A 16,131-nucleotide genomic window follows, 5' to 3' on the forward strand; every position below is an offset into this window, starting at 1 on the left:
AGGAATTCACCGATCCACGTTAGCCCAATTCGGATACATAACGGTACCTTTCCGATACCCATCAGGTTATATTGGGAAGAAGATGACCGCGTGAGGCTCGGATGAGTACTTTGCGGGCGGCGGGGGCGGCAGCGGGCCGGCGTTCCTCGCACTTCGGGCATTTTTCGTAGCTGTTATTCCTTATTCGTTTTCCTATGTCGAACCCTTCTGATGAGGTAGTTGCCGCGGGCCGGGAGGCGGCGTTTGTGGCGCAGTTTGCCCAGCGCGTGGCGGCCCGCGACCTGCCCCCTTCCCCGCCGCCCCACGGCTACGACCAGGAGTCGCTGGAAGCCTGCATTGCCGCCGCGCTGCCTGCGCGCTTCCGCTACCTCGATCCGCGCCGCGCCCGCACGTTTGCCCGCGTGTGCTACGCCTTGATGGCCGCGCCGCGCCTGCACGCCAATGCCCTGTCCGCGGCCACTGCCACGGCCCGCCTCACCCTCTACCGCGCCCTGCCCGAGCTGATTGCCAACGGCCTGCTGGCCAGCCAGCGCGTGGGCCGCCGACAGGACTATTTCCTGACCCGCGACGGCGAAGACTGGCTGCTGACCGTGACGCGCTAAGCACCCGCGCCGCCGTTGTGGGCCGTTTTCCTCGCTTCTCCCGCCATTATTTTCCTTTTGCCCCTCATGTATAGCAAAGCCGAAGCCGCCCAGCTCCGCCAGGCCTTCTGGACCACCTTTGGCCAGTATATGGCCCCCGTGCCCTCTGCCGAGGGCGTGCCCACGAACTGGATCAACTACAAAACCGGCGTGAAGCACGTCCAGTTTCGCCTGCACGCCGACACGCGCCACGCCACCATCGGCATCGAGCTGACCCACCCGGACGCGGCCGTGCGGGCCGTATATTTCGAGCAGTTTGAGGCCCTTAAGACTTTGCTGCACGAAGCCACCGGCCAGCCCTGGCGCTGGGAGGCCGCGGCCGAAGATGCGCACGGCCAGCCGCTGAGCCGCATCTTTCAGGAGCTGACGCCGGTGAATATGTTCAGCCGCGACGACTGGCCGGCGCTGATTTCGTTCTTCAAGCCGCGCCTGATGGCGCTGGATGCGTTTTGGAGCGATGCGCAGTATTCTTTTCAGGGGCTGGGTTGAGGAGTTTTCGCTTTCTTACACCATGAAAAAACTACTCCCCCTCGCTGCCCTTTCGTTAGCCGCCGTTGGCTCGTGGGCCTTCTACCCAAAGCCCGCCGACCCCGCCGGCACCATGATGGTCATCAGCAACATGTCGTTTGGCCTCGACGCGCAGGCCTCCATCATCATCATTGCTCCCGACGGCACCCAGAAGGAAAAGGAAATCGACTTCAGCCGGGGCAGCGCCAAGCGCATGGCCGCCAACACGACCGTGGTGCACAAAGCCGCCCTGAGCACCGTGAACGAATACACCCGCGCCGGCTGGCACGTGGTGAGCAGCGCCCCCACGGCAATTTCGCAAACCGGTACCACCATCTTCAGCCAGAACATCTACGTGCTGGAGAAGTAAGCTGTGTGCTCAACCCAAAAAGGGCCGCCCCATGCCGGGGCGGCCCTTTCTTTTGGCAAATAGTCAGAGCGAAACGGCGGCTTGTTTGAACGCTTGGTTACTCCTCCGGTATCTCCTGCCGCAGCCGGGCTATTTCCTCTTTACTGATAGAGGCAGTTTCGGACTTGTCATAAATGGAAAGCAGGAACAGCTTGACCGTTTGGTTGGCCGCATCCACCACGCTTCAGCAGGGGCTTTGCCTCCCGGCGGAGGTTGGCCGTAGTGACGATGACAGCCGCTGGGTTCATGAAGCGGCCAGGAAATCGGTCAGGGTGATTTCGGGCTGGCGACCGGCTAGAATTTCGGGCACTTCGCGCAGAGCTTCGCGCATGCCACGCAGCACCAGTTCTCGGCCTTGCAGCTGGCGGTAGTAGTCTTTCAGCTCCAGCCAGTCGGCGATGGGCAGCACTAGGGCTTCAGGCTTACCAGCGGCATCGGTGGGATAGTGCAGAGAGTTTGAAGGGGACATACAAGCGGGTTCTAGCTGATAGACAGTGGAGGCATAATCGATTCTGACTTAGTCATGGATTAAAAACGCCACTAAGTAGCCAGTAAATCAATAACAATAGCAGAAAAACAGGAAATCTCCGCCGAAAGGTTGCGCTAGTTATCAAGCCATATACCACCAACAGTCCAACGCCAACAGCACCCCAAGAGCACACCAGAATAAAGGGTCCAAGCAGACACAAGCCGCCGTCGCACCCCCCACTTTTGGGAAGGCTCAAGAACCACATCAGCGAACCCACACAATAGACGAGCCAAAGGAATACTACAATCGGGGGCGTGAATAACCTGTTCATTATGAAATATAATGAAAAGAGCGGCTGCTACCGGAGCCGCTCTTTTTACCAAGCCGTAACTGTGCTTTACTTGAACGCCTGAATGCCCGTAATATCCGCCCCCGTAATCAGCAGGTGGATGTCGTGGGTGCCTTCATAGGTAATCACTGATTCCAGGTTCATCATGTGGCGCATGATGGGGTATTCGCCGGTGATGCCCATGCCGCCGTGAATCTGGCGGGCTTCGCGGGCAATGCGCAGGGCCATATCCACGCTGTTGCGCTTGGCCATCGAAATCTGGGCTGAAGTGGCTTTGCCCTCGTTTTTGAGCACGCCCAAACGCCAAGCCATCAACTGGGCCTTGGTGATTTCGGTCAGCATTTCGGCCAGCTTCTTCTGCTGCAGCTGGAAGCCGCCGATGGGCTTGCCGAACTGCTCCCGCTCCAGCGAGTACTGCAAAGCCGACTCGTAGCAGTCAATAGCTGCGCCGATGGCGCCCCAGGCGATACCGAAACGGGCCGAATCAAGGCAGCCGAGCGGGCCTTTGAGGCCGTCGATGTTGGGCAGGATGTTCTCTTTCGGGATTTTCACATCCTGGAAAACCAGCTCGCCGGTGATGCTGGCGCGTAGGCTCCACTTGTTGTGAATCTCGGGAGTGGTGAAGCCTTCCATGCCGCGCTCCACAATCACGCCCCGGATGCGGCCGTTGTCATCCTTGGCCCACACCACGGCTACGTGGCTTTCGGGGGAGTTCGAAATCCAGAGCTTGGCGCCGTTCAGCAAGTAATAATCCCCCATATCCTTGATGGTGGTGGTCATGCCGCCGGGGTTCGAGCCGTGGTCGGGCTCGGTGAGGCCGAAGCAGCCCAGCCACTCGCCGGAGGCCAGCTTGGGCAGGTATTTGCGGCGCTGCTCCTCGGAACCGTAGGCGTAGATGGGGTACATCACTAAAGAGCCCTGCACCGAGGCCGTGGAACGCATACCGGAGTCGCCGCGCTCAATCTCCTGCATAATCAGGCCGTAGCTGATGTAGTCGAGGCCGCCGCCGCCGTACTCGGTCGGGATGGTGGGGCCAAACGCGCCCACATCGCCGAACTTGCGCACGATTTCGGACGGAAAGTGCGCGTCCTGGGCCCATTTTTCGATGCTGGGGCTGATTTCCTTCTTCACGAAGTCGCGGATGCTCTGGCGGATGAGCTTGTGCTCCTCGGTGAGCAGGCCGTCGAGGTCGAAGTAATCGGTGAAGCCGGCGGCATTGGTAGAGCCGTGCGCTTTAGCGGCTTTGGCCTGGGGCGAGAGTACGTCAGCTTGGGATGACATAGGGAAATTTTTGGGTGGGGAATCAGGCTCAAAGATAGGAGTTTCCGGATGCAGAACAGGCCAGCGGGGCCGATGGTTCGGGGCCGGAGCCAGCCATTGCCTTTAAAACTTCACCCCCACCGAAGCCAGGAAATTGCGGGTAGCCTGCGGGTAGTACCAGTTAAAGGTATCGAGGCCGCCGCTGGCGCCGAGGTAGTTGTAGGTGTAGCCGTTGGCGGCGTACTCGCGGTTGAGTATGTTGCTGACGAGCAAACCCAGCTCGATTTCCTTCACGAAAGTGGGCCGGATGGTGTAGCGCACCCGCGCATCGAGCACCTGGTAGGCCTGCAGGCTGCGGCGGCTGTTCTCGGAGTTGTCGAGGTATTGGCGGCTGACGGTTTTGTAGAGCAGCGCCAGGCGCAGCCCTTTCAGCGGCTGCCCCTCCAGCGTGTGCGCCGACACCGCGCCGGGCGAATAAGAAATAGTGCTGGTGCGGGCCTCCCCTACCATGGGTTTATACTCGGCGTCGTAGGTCACGTCCTGGTAGCCCAGGATGCGGTTCTGGCTTAGCGTGAGCGTGCTGCTAAGACTGATTTTATCGTCGGCTGAGATGAGGCCGGTCAACTCCACGCCGCGGCGGTAGCTGCGGGCCACGTTGGTACGCAGCGGCGTGCCCACGTCATTGAGCTGACCGGTGGCCACCAGTTGGTTGCGGTAGCGCATGTAGAAGCCGTTGGCCTCGAAGCGCACGGCCGTGGGCACGCCCAGCAGGCGCGTCTGGGGCAGCGTGAGGCGGTAGCCGCCTTCGAAGTCGTTGAGGCGCTCGGCGCGGGCGGCCGGCTCAGTGGCGGGGCGGTCGGTGAAGTCGGAGCGCACTGGCTCGCGCTGGCCCACGGCGAAGCTGGCGTAGAGCTGCTGACCTTCAGCGAGGGTGAGCGTGGCGCCGGCTTTGGGGTTGAAAAACGTGTAGCGGGCCCGCGTGCTCACGTCCACCACGCCCTTCACGGCGTTGGCGGCGTCGGGCTTGTGCTGGTTGCCTTTGATAGTGTACTTGATGTGGCGCAGCTGCAAGTCGCCGTACAGGCTCAACTGGGGCAGCACCTGCCAAGTGGCGCGGGCATAGCCGTTGTAGTCGGTTTTGAGGGCGTTGCTGGCGTAGTAGCGCTGGCGGATACTGCCGTTGGAGGCATATTGGGCCCAGATGATTTCGCCGTAATGGTCGCCATCGTAGCGGTTCCAGGCACCGCCCAGCGTGGCTTGTAGCCGGTCGTCGGCTTTGGGCTGGTAGTTGAGGGCGAAGGTGCCGCCGTAGAAGTAGTTGTCCAGCCACTTGCGGTCAATCAGGTCGGTGCGCGTGAGCGTATCGCCGCCGAGCACCACGTTGGCGAGGCCGTAGTTCACGAATTTGCGGCGGGCGCGGAAGCTCTCGTAGTAGCCGAAGCCGCGGGTGAGATGCAGCGCGGCGCCCAGGTTCCAGTCGTCGCCCAGGCCCTGCGAGAGGTGCAGCTGGTAGTGGTTTTGCTGGTAATTGTCGGTCTGGTTGTCGTAGGTGTAGGCGCTGTAGCGGCGACCTTCCTGCACGGCGCGGGCGGCATCGGATTCGGTTAGCTCGCCGTTGTCAACGAAGTTTTGCAACAACTGGCGGTTGCCAGTGAGGGCGGGCTCGGGCACGCCGTTCCAAGCCTGGTATGTTTTCTCGCGGCCCGAGAAGGTGATGAACTTCAGCAACGTATTCTTCTGCTGATACCCCGCCGCGAAATAGTACGACTTCAGATCCGACGCGGCGCGGTTCATGTAGCCATCAGACTTGATGCGCGAAAGGCGGCCATCGAAGGTGAAATGCTGCCCCACCAGCCCGCTGCCGAACTGCACGGTGTTTTTCACCGTGCCAAAGGAGCCGACGCTGTTCTGCGTTTCGCCGTAGGCCTCGCGGCGGTTGTTGAGGGTGCTGATGTTGACGCTAGCCCCGAAGGCCGCGCCGCCGTTTTGGCTAGTGCCCACGCCGCGCTGCACCTGCAGGCTGCTCACTGACGAAGCCAGGTCCGACAGATTCACCAGAAACGCGCCGTGCGACTCGGCATCGTTCAGCGGCACGCCGTTGATGGTCATGTTGATGCCCGTGGTGCCGGTGCCCCGGATGCGCAAATCGGTGTAGCCCACGCCCGCACCGGCGTCTGAGGTCACCACCACCGAGGGCGTCTGGTCGAGCAGGTAGGGCAAATCCTGGCCGAAGTTGCGCTTCTGCAGGTCTTCCTTGCCGAGGTTGGTGTAAGCGGTGGCGGTGCGCTCATTGGCGCGGCTGGCCGTCACGAGGGCCTCACCGGTGAGCACGCCGCCGGGCTGCAGCCGGGCCTGGAGCTGCTGCTGGGTGGGCTGGCCCTGTAGGCGCTGCACCAGCGGCTCGTAGCCCACAAACGTGATGCGCAGCTCGTGCGCGCCAGCCGCCACGGCCGGGATGGAGAACGTGCCGGCCGCGTCGGTGGCGGCGCTGGCCAGGCCGTCGAGCAGGACGGTGGCGCCGGGCAGGGCCGTGCCCGTCTGGGCATCGGTGAGGGTGCCGGACACGGGGCCTTGCGCCCACGCCGACGTGCAAGGCAGCGCCAGCAGCGCAGCCCCCAGAACCAGTAAATTTTTCAAGGGTAAAAAAAGAAAAAGTGGAACGGGCCCTACGCCAGGGGTCGGCGCACAAGGTTTTCACGTTCGCGGATCGTTTGTTCCCTTCGCCGGCATTACCCGGATCAGGTTCAATGGGTATGATCTCAGCCCCACGGCATCGTGGCCGATGGTGGGGCACCCCTAAACTATGCGGCAAAACTACCCCGCCAGGGTCGCAGTTCCAAATCAGCCTTGCTTTAGTCCTTTACTTTCGGTTGATAATCACCTATCTTAGGGAAGAAGTCCGGGGAGCTGCCAAGCGAATTTCCGCCCTCAAAACCAGTCCGTTGGCGCTCCTGTTCTGCTTCTGTCTGCCGGCTCCCGCTATTTCCGTCGCCTTTCACCGCCTCTGCCATGATCAGCCTCGTTTATGCCCTCGTGGTTTTCGCCATTCTCGCCTACTTCATGGTGATGCCGCGCCGCCGCTACCAGCGCCCGCCTTACCCCGACAACGATGACGAAGGCGGCGAACCCCTCGACGACGGCCTACCGGACCTGGATCTGCCCCCCGGCATCACGCGCCCCATCAACGATTGGGAGCCCGACTACAACCGGCCCAAAGTGCCCGTGCGCCCCACCGCGCCTCTGTTGTCGTAGGGCCGTGGCTTGCTGCCAAATGGTCCATTCACCCCGGCTTCCCCCTATTCTTAGCTTTTGGAAAAGGGCATCCGGGGCGAATGAACCGCTTTTTTATGGCCTGCTACTCTACCGCAATGGTGTAGCTGGCCGCGTAGCGGCCGCCGGGGGCCAGCGTCAGAATGCCTTCTTTGTCGGCCAGCTCCTGGGGGCCGCCCACCGAGCCCGCAATGCCCTGCCACGGCTCGATGCACACAAACGGCGCGCCGGGGCCTTTGGTCCAGAGGCCGAGGTAGGGGAAACCGTCGAAGCGCACGCGCACGGCGCGGGCCGAGCGGCAGCTGCGCAGGTTGAGGCGGGTAAAGTCGAAGTGCTTGAGCACCAGCGCATCCTGGGCGAAAAGGTCGTAGGTGAGCGGCAGCTCGGTATGACCTGTCAGCAGCGGGGCGGTTTCGCCCGTGAGCAGGCCGCCCTGCAGCAGGTGGCGGGGCGCGGTTACGGGGTGGTCGAATTGAAAATAGTAGTCCTCCAATTTTTCCTCGGGCAGCAGCGGGCAGCGGAAAGCCGGATGCGCCCCGATGCTGAACAGCAGCTCCGTATCGGCGGCCGGGTTTTGCACCTGCCAGTCCACCGTCAGCTCCGCACCGCGCAGGCGGTAGCTAATGCTGAGCACAAACCCGAACGGATAGCTGGCGCGGCTGGCCGCATCATCGCGCAGCTCAAAAACCAGCTCCGTAGGGCTCTGGCGCACCAACGTGAATTCCCGGTCGCGGGCAAAGCCGTGCTGGGGCAGGTGGTAGTCGTGGCCCTGGTGGCGGTAGGTGTCATTGGCCAGGCGGCCCACTATCGGGAACAGCACCGGCGCGTGGCGGCCCCACACCGCCGCTTCGGCCGGCCAGATGTATTCCAGCTCGCCCAGCTCCGGCAGGTCTTTGCGGATAAAGCTGCTCAGCTCGGCCCCGTGGGAGTTGATGGCCACGCGGGCCTGGTCGTTTTCGAGCGAATAGGTCATAGCTAGGGAGCGAAGAATATATGGTTTTCAGGCCAACGGGCGGCCTACGGCGGCTGGCACAGCGCGGCTTTCGTCGGCCAGCAGCTCATCTACCAGATAGCAGGCCTGCTCCAGCCGGCGGGCCGGCGGGCCGCTTATCTCGGCGAAGTTGGATACCTGGCTGCTCAGCTCTTTATGATACAAATCGTAGAAATGCTGCCGGTGCGTGGGGTGCTCGCGCAATGGGTCGGGCTCCCAGGGCAGGTCCACATCGAGCAGCAGCACCAAGTCGTATTGCTGTTGGGCAATACGCCGCAGAATCCATTCCGGGCAGTGCCCGAAGGCGTGCTCTGACCAGATTTTGATGACCAGCAGGTCCGTATCGCAGAACACCACGCGGTGGGCGTGGGCGGCGGCGGCCTCCTCGGCCGCTAGTTGGCCGTGGGCAATGGCTTCGAGGTCGGCCAGGGTATAGCGCGGGCCGCGGGTCTCCAGGTAGGTGCGGGCAAATTCGGGCGCCCAGGCCGTGTGGTAGTGCGCGGCCAGCAGGCGGCTCAGGGTGGTTTTGCCCGTCGATTCGGGGCCGGTGAGAGCAACGCGCAGCATCAGGCAGCCGGAACAGGAGTGGCCGCAGTAGCGCGGGCAGTGCGTCGCCACTCAACATACCCGTACACGGCCAGTGCCAGGTACACGGCATACAGCCCACTGGTGGGGTAGAGCTGCTTATACCACAAGATGGGAACGTAAATAATATCAACCATAATCCACAAAAGCCAGTTTTCCAGACGCTTGCGCGTTAGCAAATACTGGGCCGCCAGGCTGCCGGCCGTGGTGAAGCTGTCCCAGAAAGGCAGGGCCGCATCCGTATTTTGCCGCAGATAGTAGCCGAATCCGCCCGTGAAAAGCAGCACGCCCAGCCCGATGCTCACCCACTCCCAGGGCCGGGTGCGCGTGACCACCAGCGCCGCGTGGCGGCTGCCGCCATACAGCCATTCGTACCAGCCATACAGGCTCATGGCAATAAAAACCACCTGCAGATTCCGGTCGGCATACAGCTTGGCCCCGTTATACACCACCACATACAGCCCGCAGCTGACGATGGCCGTGGGGAAGTTCCAGAGCGACTCGCGGGCGGCCAGCCACACGCAGGCAAACCCGGTGATGACGGCCACCCACTCCAGCGGCGTGCCGCCGGCGGCCGAAGTCCAGAACTCGTAGAGGGAATGTAGCAAGGCGCGAAAGCAGGGCAGTCACCCGAATCCGGCGGTGGAGGGCGCTGCGAGTCAAAGCTAACCAGTCAGTGGCTAATTTTGCGCCCGTACCCGCAATTTCCTTCCGCCGCCTATGCTCCCCGACCTCACGCCCGAAGACCTGCACGCCCGCCTGCAGCGCGGCGAAACCCTGCAGCTCATTGACGTGCGCGAACCCGAGGAATACGAATACTGCCGCATCGAAGGCAGCCAGCTAATCTCGCTGGGCGATATTCCCGGCCGCGCCGACGAGCTGCCCACCGACCGGCCCGTGGTGCTCATCTGCCACCACGGCGTGCGCTCGGGCCAGGCGCTGGCCTATCTGCAGCACCGCCACGGCCTCACCAATCTGCTCAATCTGCGCGGCGGCATCCACGCCTGGTCCGTGCGCGTGGACCCAACGGTGGCCGTGTATTGATAAGGTGAAATTGTGAAAGGTGAATTTGTGGCTGATGGCCAGCTTCTGGCGGAATGTGACTTCCGCCAGCACCAAAACCGGCTGTCCTCCTGAGCTTGTGAAGGACCTTATCACGCTAGAATGTCTGTCATAACAACGACTTGTTCGACTGTAATAAGGTCCTTCGCAAGCTCAGGAGGACAGATGATTTTCACAACCTCACAAATCCACAACTTCACCTCTCCCCTTGCGCCTCCCCGACCTTCCCATCCGCGCCGCGCTACCCGAGCTGCTTCGCACGCTCGAAACCACGACTTGCGCGGTGCTTCAGGCGCCGCCGGGCGCGGGCAAAACCACGGTAGTGCCGCTGGCACTGCTGGAAGCCACCTGGATGCCGCCCGCCGGCCGCATCATTGTGCTGGAGCCGCGGCGGCTGGCGGCGCGGGCGGCGGCCAGCCGCATGGCCAGCCTACTGGGCGAGCCGGTGGGCCAGACCGTGGGCTACCGGGTGCGCCTGGAAAGCCGCGTCTCGGCCCAGACCCGCATCGAAGTAGCCACCGAAGTCATCCTGACCCGCATGCTGCAGGACGATCCGGCGCTGGAAGGCGTGGCGGCGGTGTTGTTCGATGAGTTTCACGAGCGCAGCCTGCAGGCCGATTTGGGCTTAGCGCTGGCTCTCGATGCCCAGGCCGTGCTCCGCCCCGATCTGCGCATTCTTATCATGAGTGCCACCCTGGAAGCCGAGCGGCTGGGTGCCTGGCTCGGCGCGCCCGTGGTGCGCAGCGCGGGCCTGCAGCACGCCGTGGCCACGCACTACCTCTCGCCAGCCCGCGTGGCCGCCGCCGGCAGCCGCCCCCACGAGCGGCTGGCTACGCTCACGCCCGCCCTCATTCGCGAGAGCCTGAGCACCCACGCCACCGGCGACCTGCTGGTATTTCTGCCCGGCCTCGCCGACCAGCGCCGCACCGCCGAAAAGCTGGCTGGAGCCCTGCCTGGCACGGTTGATATACACGTATTGCATGGCGAGCTGCCGGCCGAGCAGCAGGACGCGGCCCTGCGCCCCGCCCCGGCCGGCCGCCGCAAAGTCGTTTTGGCCACCAGCATCGCTGAAACCAGCCTCACCATCGAAGGCGTCACGATTGTGATAGATGGCGGCTTTGCCCGCGTGCCGCAGTTTGAGCCGCGCACCGGCCTCACCACGCTGGGCACCGTGCCCGTGAGCCAGGCCGCCGCCGACCAGCGCCGGGGCCGCGCCGGCCGCCTCGGTCCCGGCACCTGCTACCGCCTCTGGACCGAAGCCGAGCACACGTTGCGCCCCGCCCATCTGCCCCCCGAAATCCTGACCGCCGACCTGACCGGCTTGGCCCTGGAGCTGGCCCTGTGGGGCACCCTCGACCCGGCCGCGCTCCGCTGGCTCGATGCCCCGCCCGCCGCCGCCCTCGCCCAGGCCCGCGACTTGCTGGTGCGCCTCGGGGCCCTCACGCCCGCCGGCCAGCCCACGCCCCACGGCCGCGCCCTGGCCGGCCTGGGCCTGGTGCCGCGCCTGGGCCATTTGGTATTGAAAGGCAAAGAAGCCGGCCATGGGGCCACGGCCTGCGCCCTGGCCGCCCTGCTCACCGAGCGCGACATCCTGCGCGCCGCCGACGGCACGCCCGCCCCACCCGATCTGCGGCTGCGGCTGGAAGCCCTGAGCACCGGCCGCGCCCCGCTGCCCGGCCTGGTGCCCGATGCGGCGGCCGTACGCCGGGTGCGCGAGGCCGCCGCCGTGCTGCGCAGCCGCGCCGGCATCCGCGACACGCCTGTGGAAGCTGACGCGGCCGGCCTGCTGGCCGCCCTGGCTTACCCCGACCGCCTCGCCCAGCGCGAAACGCCCGAGCGGGTGCGGCTCGTTACGGGGCAGCGGGCGGGGTTGCCGGCGGAGTATTTCAGCAAGGATGACGTGTTTTTTGCCGTGGCGCACCTCGATGGGCCACCGGCCAATCCGCGGGCCGCACTGGCCGCCCCCGTGGAGCAGGCCGAGCTGGAGAAATTCTTCGCCGACCTCATCGAAACCCGGGAAGAAGTGCGCTGGGATGCTGCTACGGGCCGCATCGCAGCCCGCCGCCTGCGCCGCCTGAATGCCCTGACCCTGGCCGAAACCGCCCTGAACAATCCGGCCCCGGAGGCTTTGGCGGCAGCCTTGTTGGATGGTTTGCGGGCCACGGGCATCAGCCGGCTGGCTTGGAGCACCGAGGCGCAGCAGCTGCGCGAGCGGCTGGCATTTCTGCACCGATTGGAGCCGGCCGCCTGGCCCGATGTGGCGGATGAGGCACTGTTGGCGCAGCTGCCCGATTGGCTGGGGCCGTATCTGGCAGGGCTGCGCAGCCTGGTCGAGGTGAACCGGCTGGATTTGGGCGAAGCCCTGCTTAGCTGGCTGCCCGGCGGCTGGGCCCAGCGCCAGGAGCTGGACCGCCTAGCCCCGGCCCACCTGGAAGTACCCAGCGGCTCGCGCATCACCCTCGACTACACCGACCCCGCCGCGCCCGTGCTGGCCGTGCGCCTGCAGGAAGTTTTCGGGCTGCTCGATACGCCCCGCGTGGGCGGCGGCCGCGTGCCGCTCACGGTGCATCTGCTTTCGCCGGCCCGCCGCCCGGTGCAGGTCACGCGCGACCTGCGCAGCTTTTGGACCACCGGCTACTTCGAAGTGCGCAAAGACCTGCGCGGGCGCTACCCCAAGCACTTCTGGCCCGATAACCCGCTGGAGGCCGTGCCCACGCGCGGCATAAAGCCCCGCAAGTAGCTGATTTTCCACTCTCAACCCATTAAAAACAGGGCCAAAATAAATCAGGTAACAATTCGGTAACCTGGGTAACGATTTCGTAATATTGGGTATGCAATCTGCTACCCGTCTCATTCTCAGCTCCCTTGCTTGCCTGGCAAGTATGCCCTGGGCCCACGCCCAGCAGCGGCTGGAGCGCACCACACAATTGCCGGTGGAGAATGTGTGGCTGCTCTACGGCACCGATGCGCAGCTGACGGACAAATGGGGCCTACACCTCGACGGCCAGATTCGGCGCACCCGCAACGTGAGCTTTCTGCGGCAGAATCAGGTGCGGGTTGGGGTCAATTATTACCTGGCCCCGCAGGCTACGCTCGCGGCCGGCTATTCTTACCTGGCCCTTTATAGTGCCGACGATGCCCCCACGGCCATTCATGCCCCCGAACACCGCGTTTATGAGCAGCTGGTACTGCAGGATAATGAAGGCCTGGTGCGCGTGCAGCACCGCTACCGGCTGGAGCAGCGCCGCCTGGTGCGCCCCGGCGAATCGGACCCGGTTTACCTGAACCGCATGCGGTATCAGCTGCGACTGACGATGCCGCTGCGGGGCACGGAGGTGAAGCCCGGCACGCCCTACGCAACCATTGCTGATGAGCTGCTTTTCAACTTTGGGCGCAACGTAGTAGGCGGGATTTTCGACCAGAACCGGGCTTCGCTGGCCCTGGGCTATCAATTTACCAAAGCCACGGCGGTAGAAATGGGCTATCTGAACCAGCTGTTTCCGGTGGGCGACACGATGCAGCAGCGCCACATTGCCCAGGTCAGCCTCAGCTTCAACCCTGATCTGCGGCCAGCCACCGCCGACGGAGCAGCGCAACGCTAGAGCCGCCAGTTGAAACGCAAAGAGGGCCGCCCAGCTAACCGGACGGCCCTCTTTGCGTGGTATTGTGCCCAGCTACTCGGGGAAGTCGGCCGCGTTGCCGGTTTCGGCTACGGCTTCAAGCTCCTGCAGCAGGCCGGTGAACTTCTCACGGGCTCCCTTCACGGCGGCTTTGCCCAGGGGCAGGTGCAGCGGCGGGTTTTCCTGGCGCACCACGTCGTACATGGCCTGCGCGGCCCGGACCGGGTCGCCGGGCTGGCGGCCGCTGTAGCTCTGAATGCCTTTCAGGTTTTCGCCCACGGTGCCGCGGTAATCCTCGATTTTGGTATCTACAAACGTGGCTGAGCTGCCGGCCCACTCGGTGCGGAAGCCGCTGGGCTCAATGTTGGTCACCTTAATACCGAGCGGCGCGACCTGCTGGGCCAGGCTTTCGCCAATGGCTTCGAGGGCAAATTTGGAGGCGTTGTAGATGCCCACGCCGGGGAAGGTTTTGAGCCCACCGATGCTGGTGATGTTCAGCACGTGGCCGCTTTTGCGCGCCCGCAGATGGGGCAGCACGGCCCGCAGCACGTGCAGCGGCCCGAATACGTTCACGTCGAACTGGCGCTGCACTTCGGCGGCATCTATTTCCTCGATGCTGCCCAGCGAGCCGTAGCCCGCATTGTTCACCACCACGTCGATGTGGCCCAGGGCCTCAATGGCGTCGGCAATAGCTTTTTTCACCTGCGCCTCGTCGGTCACCTCGCAGATAAGGCCCCGGCCATTGGCCCCGGCTTTTTTCGTGAATTCCTCGGCCTGCTCCGGCTTGCGGAAGGTGGCGGCTACTTTGTCGCCCTTGGCGAGAAGCAGTTTGGCCAGCGCGGCCCCGAACCCGGTGCTTACGCCGGTGATAAACCAGTTTTTGGCGGTAGTTGTCATACGAATGAGTCGGCGCGGCGGGCTTGGTCCGCCGCGCGGTTGAGAGAAAGAGTTGTACCGCGCCATAGCGGGGCAGCAGGCCTGCTTGCGCGGAGGTATTCAACTCCGGAAGCGGGATGCGGGTTTGAATTTTCTCGTCGAATCTGGCTTTCCAAGCCGGTAAACAGCTGAAAGCCTGCTGGTAGCTCAAATTCAGAACGTCATTCCGAGCGCAGCCGAGGAATCTCGCATGCTGACAAGGGATTAGTACTCAGACATCAGGAAGCGAGATTCCTCGGCTGCGCTCTGAATGACGTGCTGTTGACTTTCTGAACAGCTTTATTGCCATAAATAGCTTGAACACTATAAATGATGTGGCCCCGCTGCCAACCAGCCCGATTATTCGCCTTAACTTCGTCCCGCAATAAGTGAAACGTAATCATCTTGTTGCCATGGCTGCCGACGCCCTCCCCAAAATTGCCTTCGAGGCCCTCACCTACGACGATGTGCTGCTGCTGCCAGCCTATTCCGAGGTTTTGCCCCGCGACGCGGACACCAGCACCCAGCTCACCCGCAACATCCGCCTGAATCTGCCTTTCGTTTCGGCCGCCATGGATACCGTGACCGAGGCCGAGCTGGCCATTACAATGGCCCAGGAAGGCGGCCTCGGTATCATTCACAAAAACATGAGCATCCGGGCGCAGGCCGAGCAGGTGCGCCGCGTGAAGCGCTCAGAAAGCGGGATGATTCTGGACCCCTTCACCCTGGAGGAAACCGCCACTCTCGGCGATGCCAAGCAGCTGATGCGCAAGCACAAAATCGGCGGCATTCCCATCATCGACGGCCAGCGCAAGCTCAAAGGCATTCTGACCAACCGCGACCTGCGCTTCGAGAAAGACATGACCCGCTCGGTGGCGGAGGTGATGACGAAAGGCAAGCTGGTAACCACTGCCACCGGCACCGACCTAGCCCGCGCCGAGGACATTCTGCAGGAGTTCAAAGTGGAAAAGCTGCCCGTCATTGACCAGGACGGCCGCCTCACCGGCCTGATTACCTACAAAGACATTCGCAAGCGCCGCCGCACGCCCAACGCTTCCAAGGATGAGTTTGGCCGCCTGCGCGTAGGGGCCGCCGTGGGCGTCACGGCCGATTTGCTGGAGCGCGTGGCCGCCCTGGTCGAAGCCGGCGTGGACGTAGTGAGCGTGGACACGGCCCACGGCCACTCCAAAGGCGTACTCGATGCCGTACGCAGCATCAAGCAGCAGTTTCCGACCCTCGAGGTAATTGCCGGCAACGTGGCCACCGCCGAAGGGGCCCGCGCCCTGGCCGATGCCGGGGCCGATGCCGTGAAAGTGGGCGTGGGACCGGGCTCCATCTGCACCACCCGCATCATTGCCGGCATTGGGGTGCCCCAGCTTTCGGCGGTGCTGGAAGCGGCCCGCGGGCTGGCCGGCACTGGCGTGCCGCTCATTGCCGACGGCGGCGTGAAGTTCAGCGGCGACGCGGTGAAGGCCCTGGCCGCCGGCGCTTCCAGCATCATGATCGGCTCGCTGCTGGCCGGCACCGAAGAAGCCCCCGGCGACATCATTATCTATGAGGGCCGCAAGTTCAAGTCGTACCGCGGTATGGGCTCAGTGGAGGCGATGGAGGAAGGCTCCAAAGACCGCTATTTCCAGGATGCCGAGGACGACGTGAAAAAGCTGGTGCCCGAGGGCATTGTGGGCCGCGTGCCCTTCAAAGGCGGTGCGGGCGAAGTGCTGTATCAGCTGGCCGGCGGCCTGCGGGCGGGCATGGGCTACTGCGGCGCGGCTACCATCGAGGTGCTGCAGCAGGCGCGCATGGTGCGCATCACCAACGCCGGCCTACGCGAAAGCCACCCGCACGACGTACAAATCACCAGCGAGTCGCCCAACTACAGCAGCCGTGGGTAGTAAATGGTGAAGTTGTGAAATGGTGAGTTTGACGTTCAGTTGGCGCAGTCAGAACATCAAACTCACCATTTCACAACTTCACCATTTCACTAACTCACCGTTCCACTATTTTCCGCTGTTCTTCGCGCTGGAGTCGTTCTTTAGGATTCAGACACTATCTT

15 protein-coding genes and 1 riboswitch are annotated in these 16,131 nt (G+C 63.5%); of the genes, 8 read left to right on the plus strand and 7 right to left on the minus strand.

Annotation, left to right across the window (positions count from 1 at the left end; all coding sequences use genetic code 11):
• Positions 1–194: 194 nt before the first annotated feature.
• The 3 genes from BUB62_RS04700 (at position 195) to BUB62_RS04710 (ending at position 1,518) form a co-directional block, all read left to right on the plus strand.
• Positions 195–602 carry a hypothetical protein gene (locus BUB62_RS04700; RefSeq protein ID WP_073106811.1) on the plus strand — a complete coding sequence of 136 codons (408 nt, stop codon included), beginning with the start codon at positions 195–197 and terminating at the stop codon, positions 600–602.
• Between the two features lie 66 nt (positions 603–668).
• Positions 669–1,130 carry a DUF4268 domain-containing protein gene (locus BUB62_RS04705; RefSeq protein WP_073106814.1) on the plus strand — a complete coding sequence of 154 codons (462 nt, stop codon included), beginning with the start codon at positions 669–671 and terminating at the stop codon, positions 1,128–1,130.
• 22 nt (positions 1,131–1,152) lie between these two features.
• Positions 1,153–1,518, plus strand: a complete 366-nt coding sequence (locus BUB62_RS04710) for a hypothetical protein (RefSeq protein ID WP_073106816.1) — start codon at positions 1,153–1,155, stop codon at positions 1,516–1,518.
• 283 nt (positions 1,519–1,801) lie between these two features.
• On the opposite strand, the gene BUB62_RS04715 is transcribed toward BUB62_RS04710, so the two are convergent.
• The 3 genes from BUB62_RS04715 to BUB62_RS04725 all read right to left on the minus strand — a co-directional run bounded on the left by BUB62_RS04715 (position 1,802) and on the right by BUB62_RS04725 (position 6,272).
• Positions 1,802–2,026, minus strand: a complete 225-nt coding sequence (locus tag BUB62_RS04715) for a hypothetical protein (RefSeq protein ID WP_073106818.1) — start codon at positions 2,024–2,026, stop codon at positions 1,802–1,804.
• 397 nt (positions 2,027–2,423) lie between these two features.
• Positions 2,424–3,656 carry an acyl-CoA dehydrogenase family protein gene (locus tag BUB62_RS04720; RefSeq protein ID WP_073106820.1) on the minus strand — a complete coding sequence of 411 codons (1,233 nt, stop codon included), beginning with the start codon at positions 3,654–3,656 and terminating at the stop codon, positions 2,424–2,426.
• Positions 3,657–3,758: 102 nt separating this feature from the next.
• Positions 3,759–6,272, minus strand: coding sequence for a TonB-dependent receptor (locus BUB62_RS04725; RefSeq protein ID WP_073106821.1), 2,514 nt, complete (start codon positions 6,270–6,272; stop codon positions 3,759–3,761).
• A 59-nt stretch (positions 6,273–6,331) separates the two neighbouring features.
• Positions 6,332–6,443: riboswitch (TPP riboswitch) on the minus strand.
• A 201-nt stretch (positions 6,444–6,644) separates the two neighbouring features.
• On the opposite strand from BUB62_RS04725, the gene BUB62_RS04730 reads away from it, so the two are divergent.
• Positions 6,645–6,887, plus strand: coding sequence for a hypothetical protein (locus BUB62_RS04730; protein WP_073106824.1), 243 nt, complete (start codon positions 6,645–6,647; stop codon positions 6,885–6,887).
• Between the two features lie 103 nt (positions 6,888–6,990).
• Here the strand turns inward: BUB62_RS04730 and BUB62_RS04735 are convergent, their stop codons facing one another.
• The 3 genes from BUB62_RS04735 to pnuC are packed head-to-tail and all read right to left on the minus strand — an operon-like array spanning position 6,991 to position 9,089.
• The gene (locus tag BUB62_RS04735; protein WP_073106825.1) at positions 6,991–7,878 is read right to left on the minus strand and encodes an aldose 1-epimerase family protein; all 888 of its coding nucleotides are present in this window, start codon (positions 7,876–7,878) and stop codon (positions 6,991–6,993) included.
• A 27-nt stretch (positions 7,879–7,905) separates the two neighbouring features.
• Positions 7,906–8,463 carry an AAA family ATPase gene (locus tag BUB62_RS04740; RefSeq protein ID WP_073106828.1) on the minus strand — a complete coding sequence of 186 codons (558 nt, stop codon included), beginning with the start codon at positions 8,461–8,463 and terminating at the stop codon, positions 7,906–7,908.
• Complete coding sequence (gene pnuC, locus BUB62_RS04745; RefSeq protein WP_073106830.1) at positions 8,463–9,089, minus strand: nicotinamide riboside transporter PnuC; 627 nt, start codon at positions 9,087–9,089, stop codon at positions 8,463–8,465. The genes BUB62_RS04740 and pnuC overlap by 1 nt, the downstream gene beginning before the upstream one ends.
• 112 nt (positions 9,090–9,201) lie before the next feature.
• Between pnuC and BUB62_RS04750 the strand changes: the two genes are divergently transcribed.
• From BUB62_RS04750 to BUB62_RS04760, 3 genes are all read left to right on the plus strand, one after another.
• Positions 9,202–9,525 (plus strand): rhodanese-like domain-containing protein, encoded by a 324-nt coding sequence (locus BUB62_RS04750; RefSeq protein ID WP_073106831.1) that lies wholly within the window; start codon positions 9,202–9,204, stop codon positions 9,523–9,525.
• 226 nt (positions 9,526–9,751) lie between these two features.
• Positions 9,752–12,283, plus strand: a complete 2,532-nt coding sequence (gene hrpB, locus BUB62_RS04755; protein ID WP_073106834.1) for an ATP-dependent helicase HrpB — start codon at positions 9,752–9,754, stop codon at positions 12,281–12,283.
• A gap of 142 nt (positions 12,284–12,425) precedes the next feature.
• Complete coding sequence (locus BUB62_RS04760; RefSeq protein ID WP_073106836.1) at positions 12,426–13,145, plus strand: DUF2490 domain-containing protein; 720 nt, start codon at positions 12,426–12,428, stop codon at positions 13,143–13,145.
• Positions 13,146–13,217: 72 nt separating this feature from the next.
• Here BUB62_RS04760 and BUB62_RS04765 read toward each other — a convergent pair whose 3' ends face one another.
• Positions 13,218–14,060 carry an oxidoreductase gene (locus tag BUB62_RS04765; RefSeq protein ID WP_073106839.1) on the minus strand — a complete coding sequence of 281 codons (843 nt, stop codon included), beginning with the start codon at positions 14,058–14,060 and terminating at the stop codon, positions 13,218–13,220.
• A gap of 431 nt (positions 14,061–14,491) precedes the next feature.
• Between BUB62_RS04765 and guaB the strand changes: the two genes are divergently transcribed.
• A complete protein-coding gene (guaB, locus tag BUB62_RS04770; RefSeq protein ID WP_073106841.1) occupies positions 14,492–15,970 on the plus strand; it encodes an IMP dehydrogenase in 1,479 nt (492 codons plus the stop codon).
• Positions 15,971–16,131 lie beyond the last annotated feature (161 nt).

Origin of the sequence: Hymenobacter daecheongensis DSM 21074 (assembly GCF_900141805.1) — a bacterium.
In the GTDB taxonomy this organism is placed as follows: Bacteria; Bacteroidota; Bacteroidia; order Cytophagales; family Hymenobacteraceae; genus Hymenobacter; species Hymenobacter daecheongensis.

Excerpts from the sequence above, each read along its gene's own strand:
- BUB62_RS04700 (WP_073106811.1), top strand. The coding sequence starts at position 195 with ATGTCGAACCCTTCTGATGAGGTAGTTGCCGCGGGCCGGGAGGCGGCG.
- BUB62_RS04705 (WP_073106814.1), top strand. The coding sequence starts at position 669 with ATGTATAGCAAAGCCGAAGCCGCCCAGCTCCGCCAGGCCTTCTGGACC.
- BUB62_RS04710 (WP_073106816.1), top strand. The coding sequence starts at position 1,153 with ATGAAAAAACTACTCCCCCTCGCTGCCCTTTCGTTAGCCGCCGTTGGC.
- BUB62_RS04715 (WP_073106818.1), bottom strand. The coding sequence starts at position 2,026 with ATGTCCCCTTCAAACTCTCTGCACTATCCCACCGATGCCGCTGGTAAG.
- BUB62_RS04720 (WP_073106820.1), bottom strand. The coding sequence starts at position 3,656 with ATGTCATCCCAAGCTGACGTACTCTCGCCCCAGGCCAAAGCCGCTAAA.
- BUB62_RS04730 (WP_073106824.1), top strand. The coding sequence starts at position 6,645 with ATGATCAGCCTCGTTTATGCCCTCGTGGTTTTCGCCATTCTCGCCTAC.
- BUB62_RS04735 (WP_073106825.1), bottom strand. The coding sequence starts at position 7,878 with ATGACCTATTCGCTCGAAAACGACCAGGCCCGCGTGGCCATCAACTCC.
- BUB62_RS04740 (WP_073106828.1), bottom strand. The coding sequence starts at position 8,463 with ATGCTGCGCGTTGCTCTCACCGGCCCCGAATCGACGGGCAAAACCACC.
- BUB62_RS04750 (WP_073106831.1), top strand. The coding sequence starts at position 9,202 with ATGCTCCCCGACCTCACGCCCGAAGACCTGCACGCCCGCCTGCAGCGC.
- BUB62_RS04760 (WP_073106836.1), top strand. The coding sequence starts at position 12,426 with ATGCCCTGGGCCCACGCCCAGCAGCGGCTGGAGCGCACCACACAATTG.
- BUB62_RS04765 (WP_073106839.1), bottom strand. The coding sequence starts at position 14,060 with ATGACAACTACCGCCAAAAACTGGTTTATCACCGGCGTAAGCACCGGG.
- guaB (WP_073106841.1), top strand. The coding sequence starts at position 14,492 with ATGGCTGCCGACGCCCTCCCCAAAATTGCCTTCGAGGCCCTCACCTAC.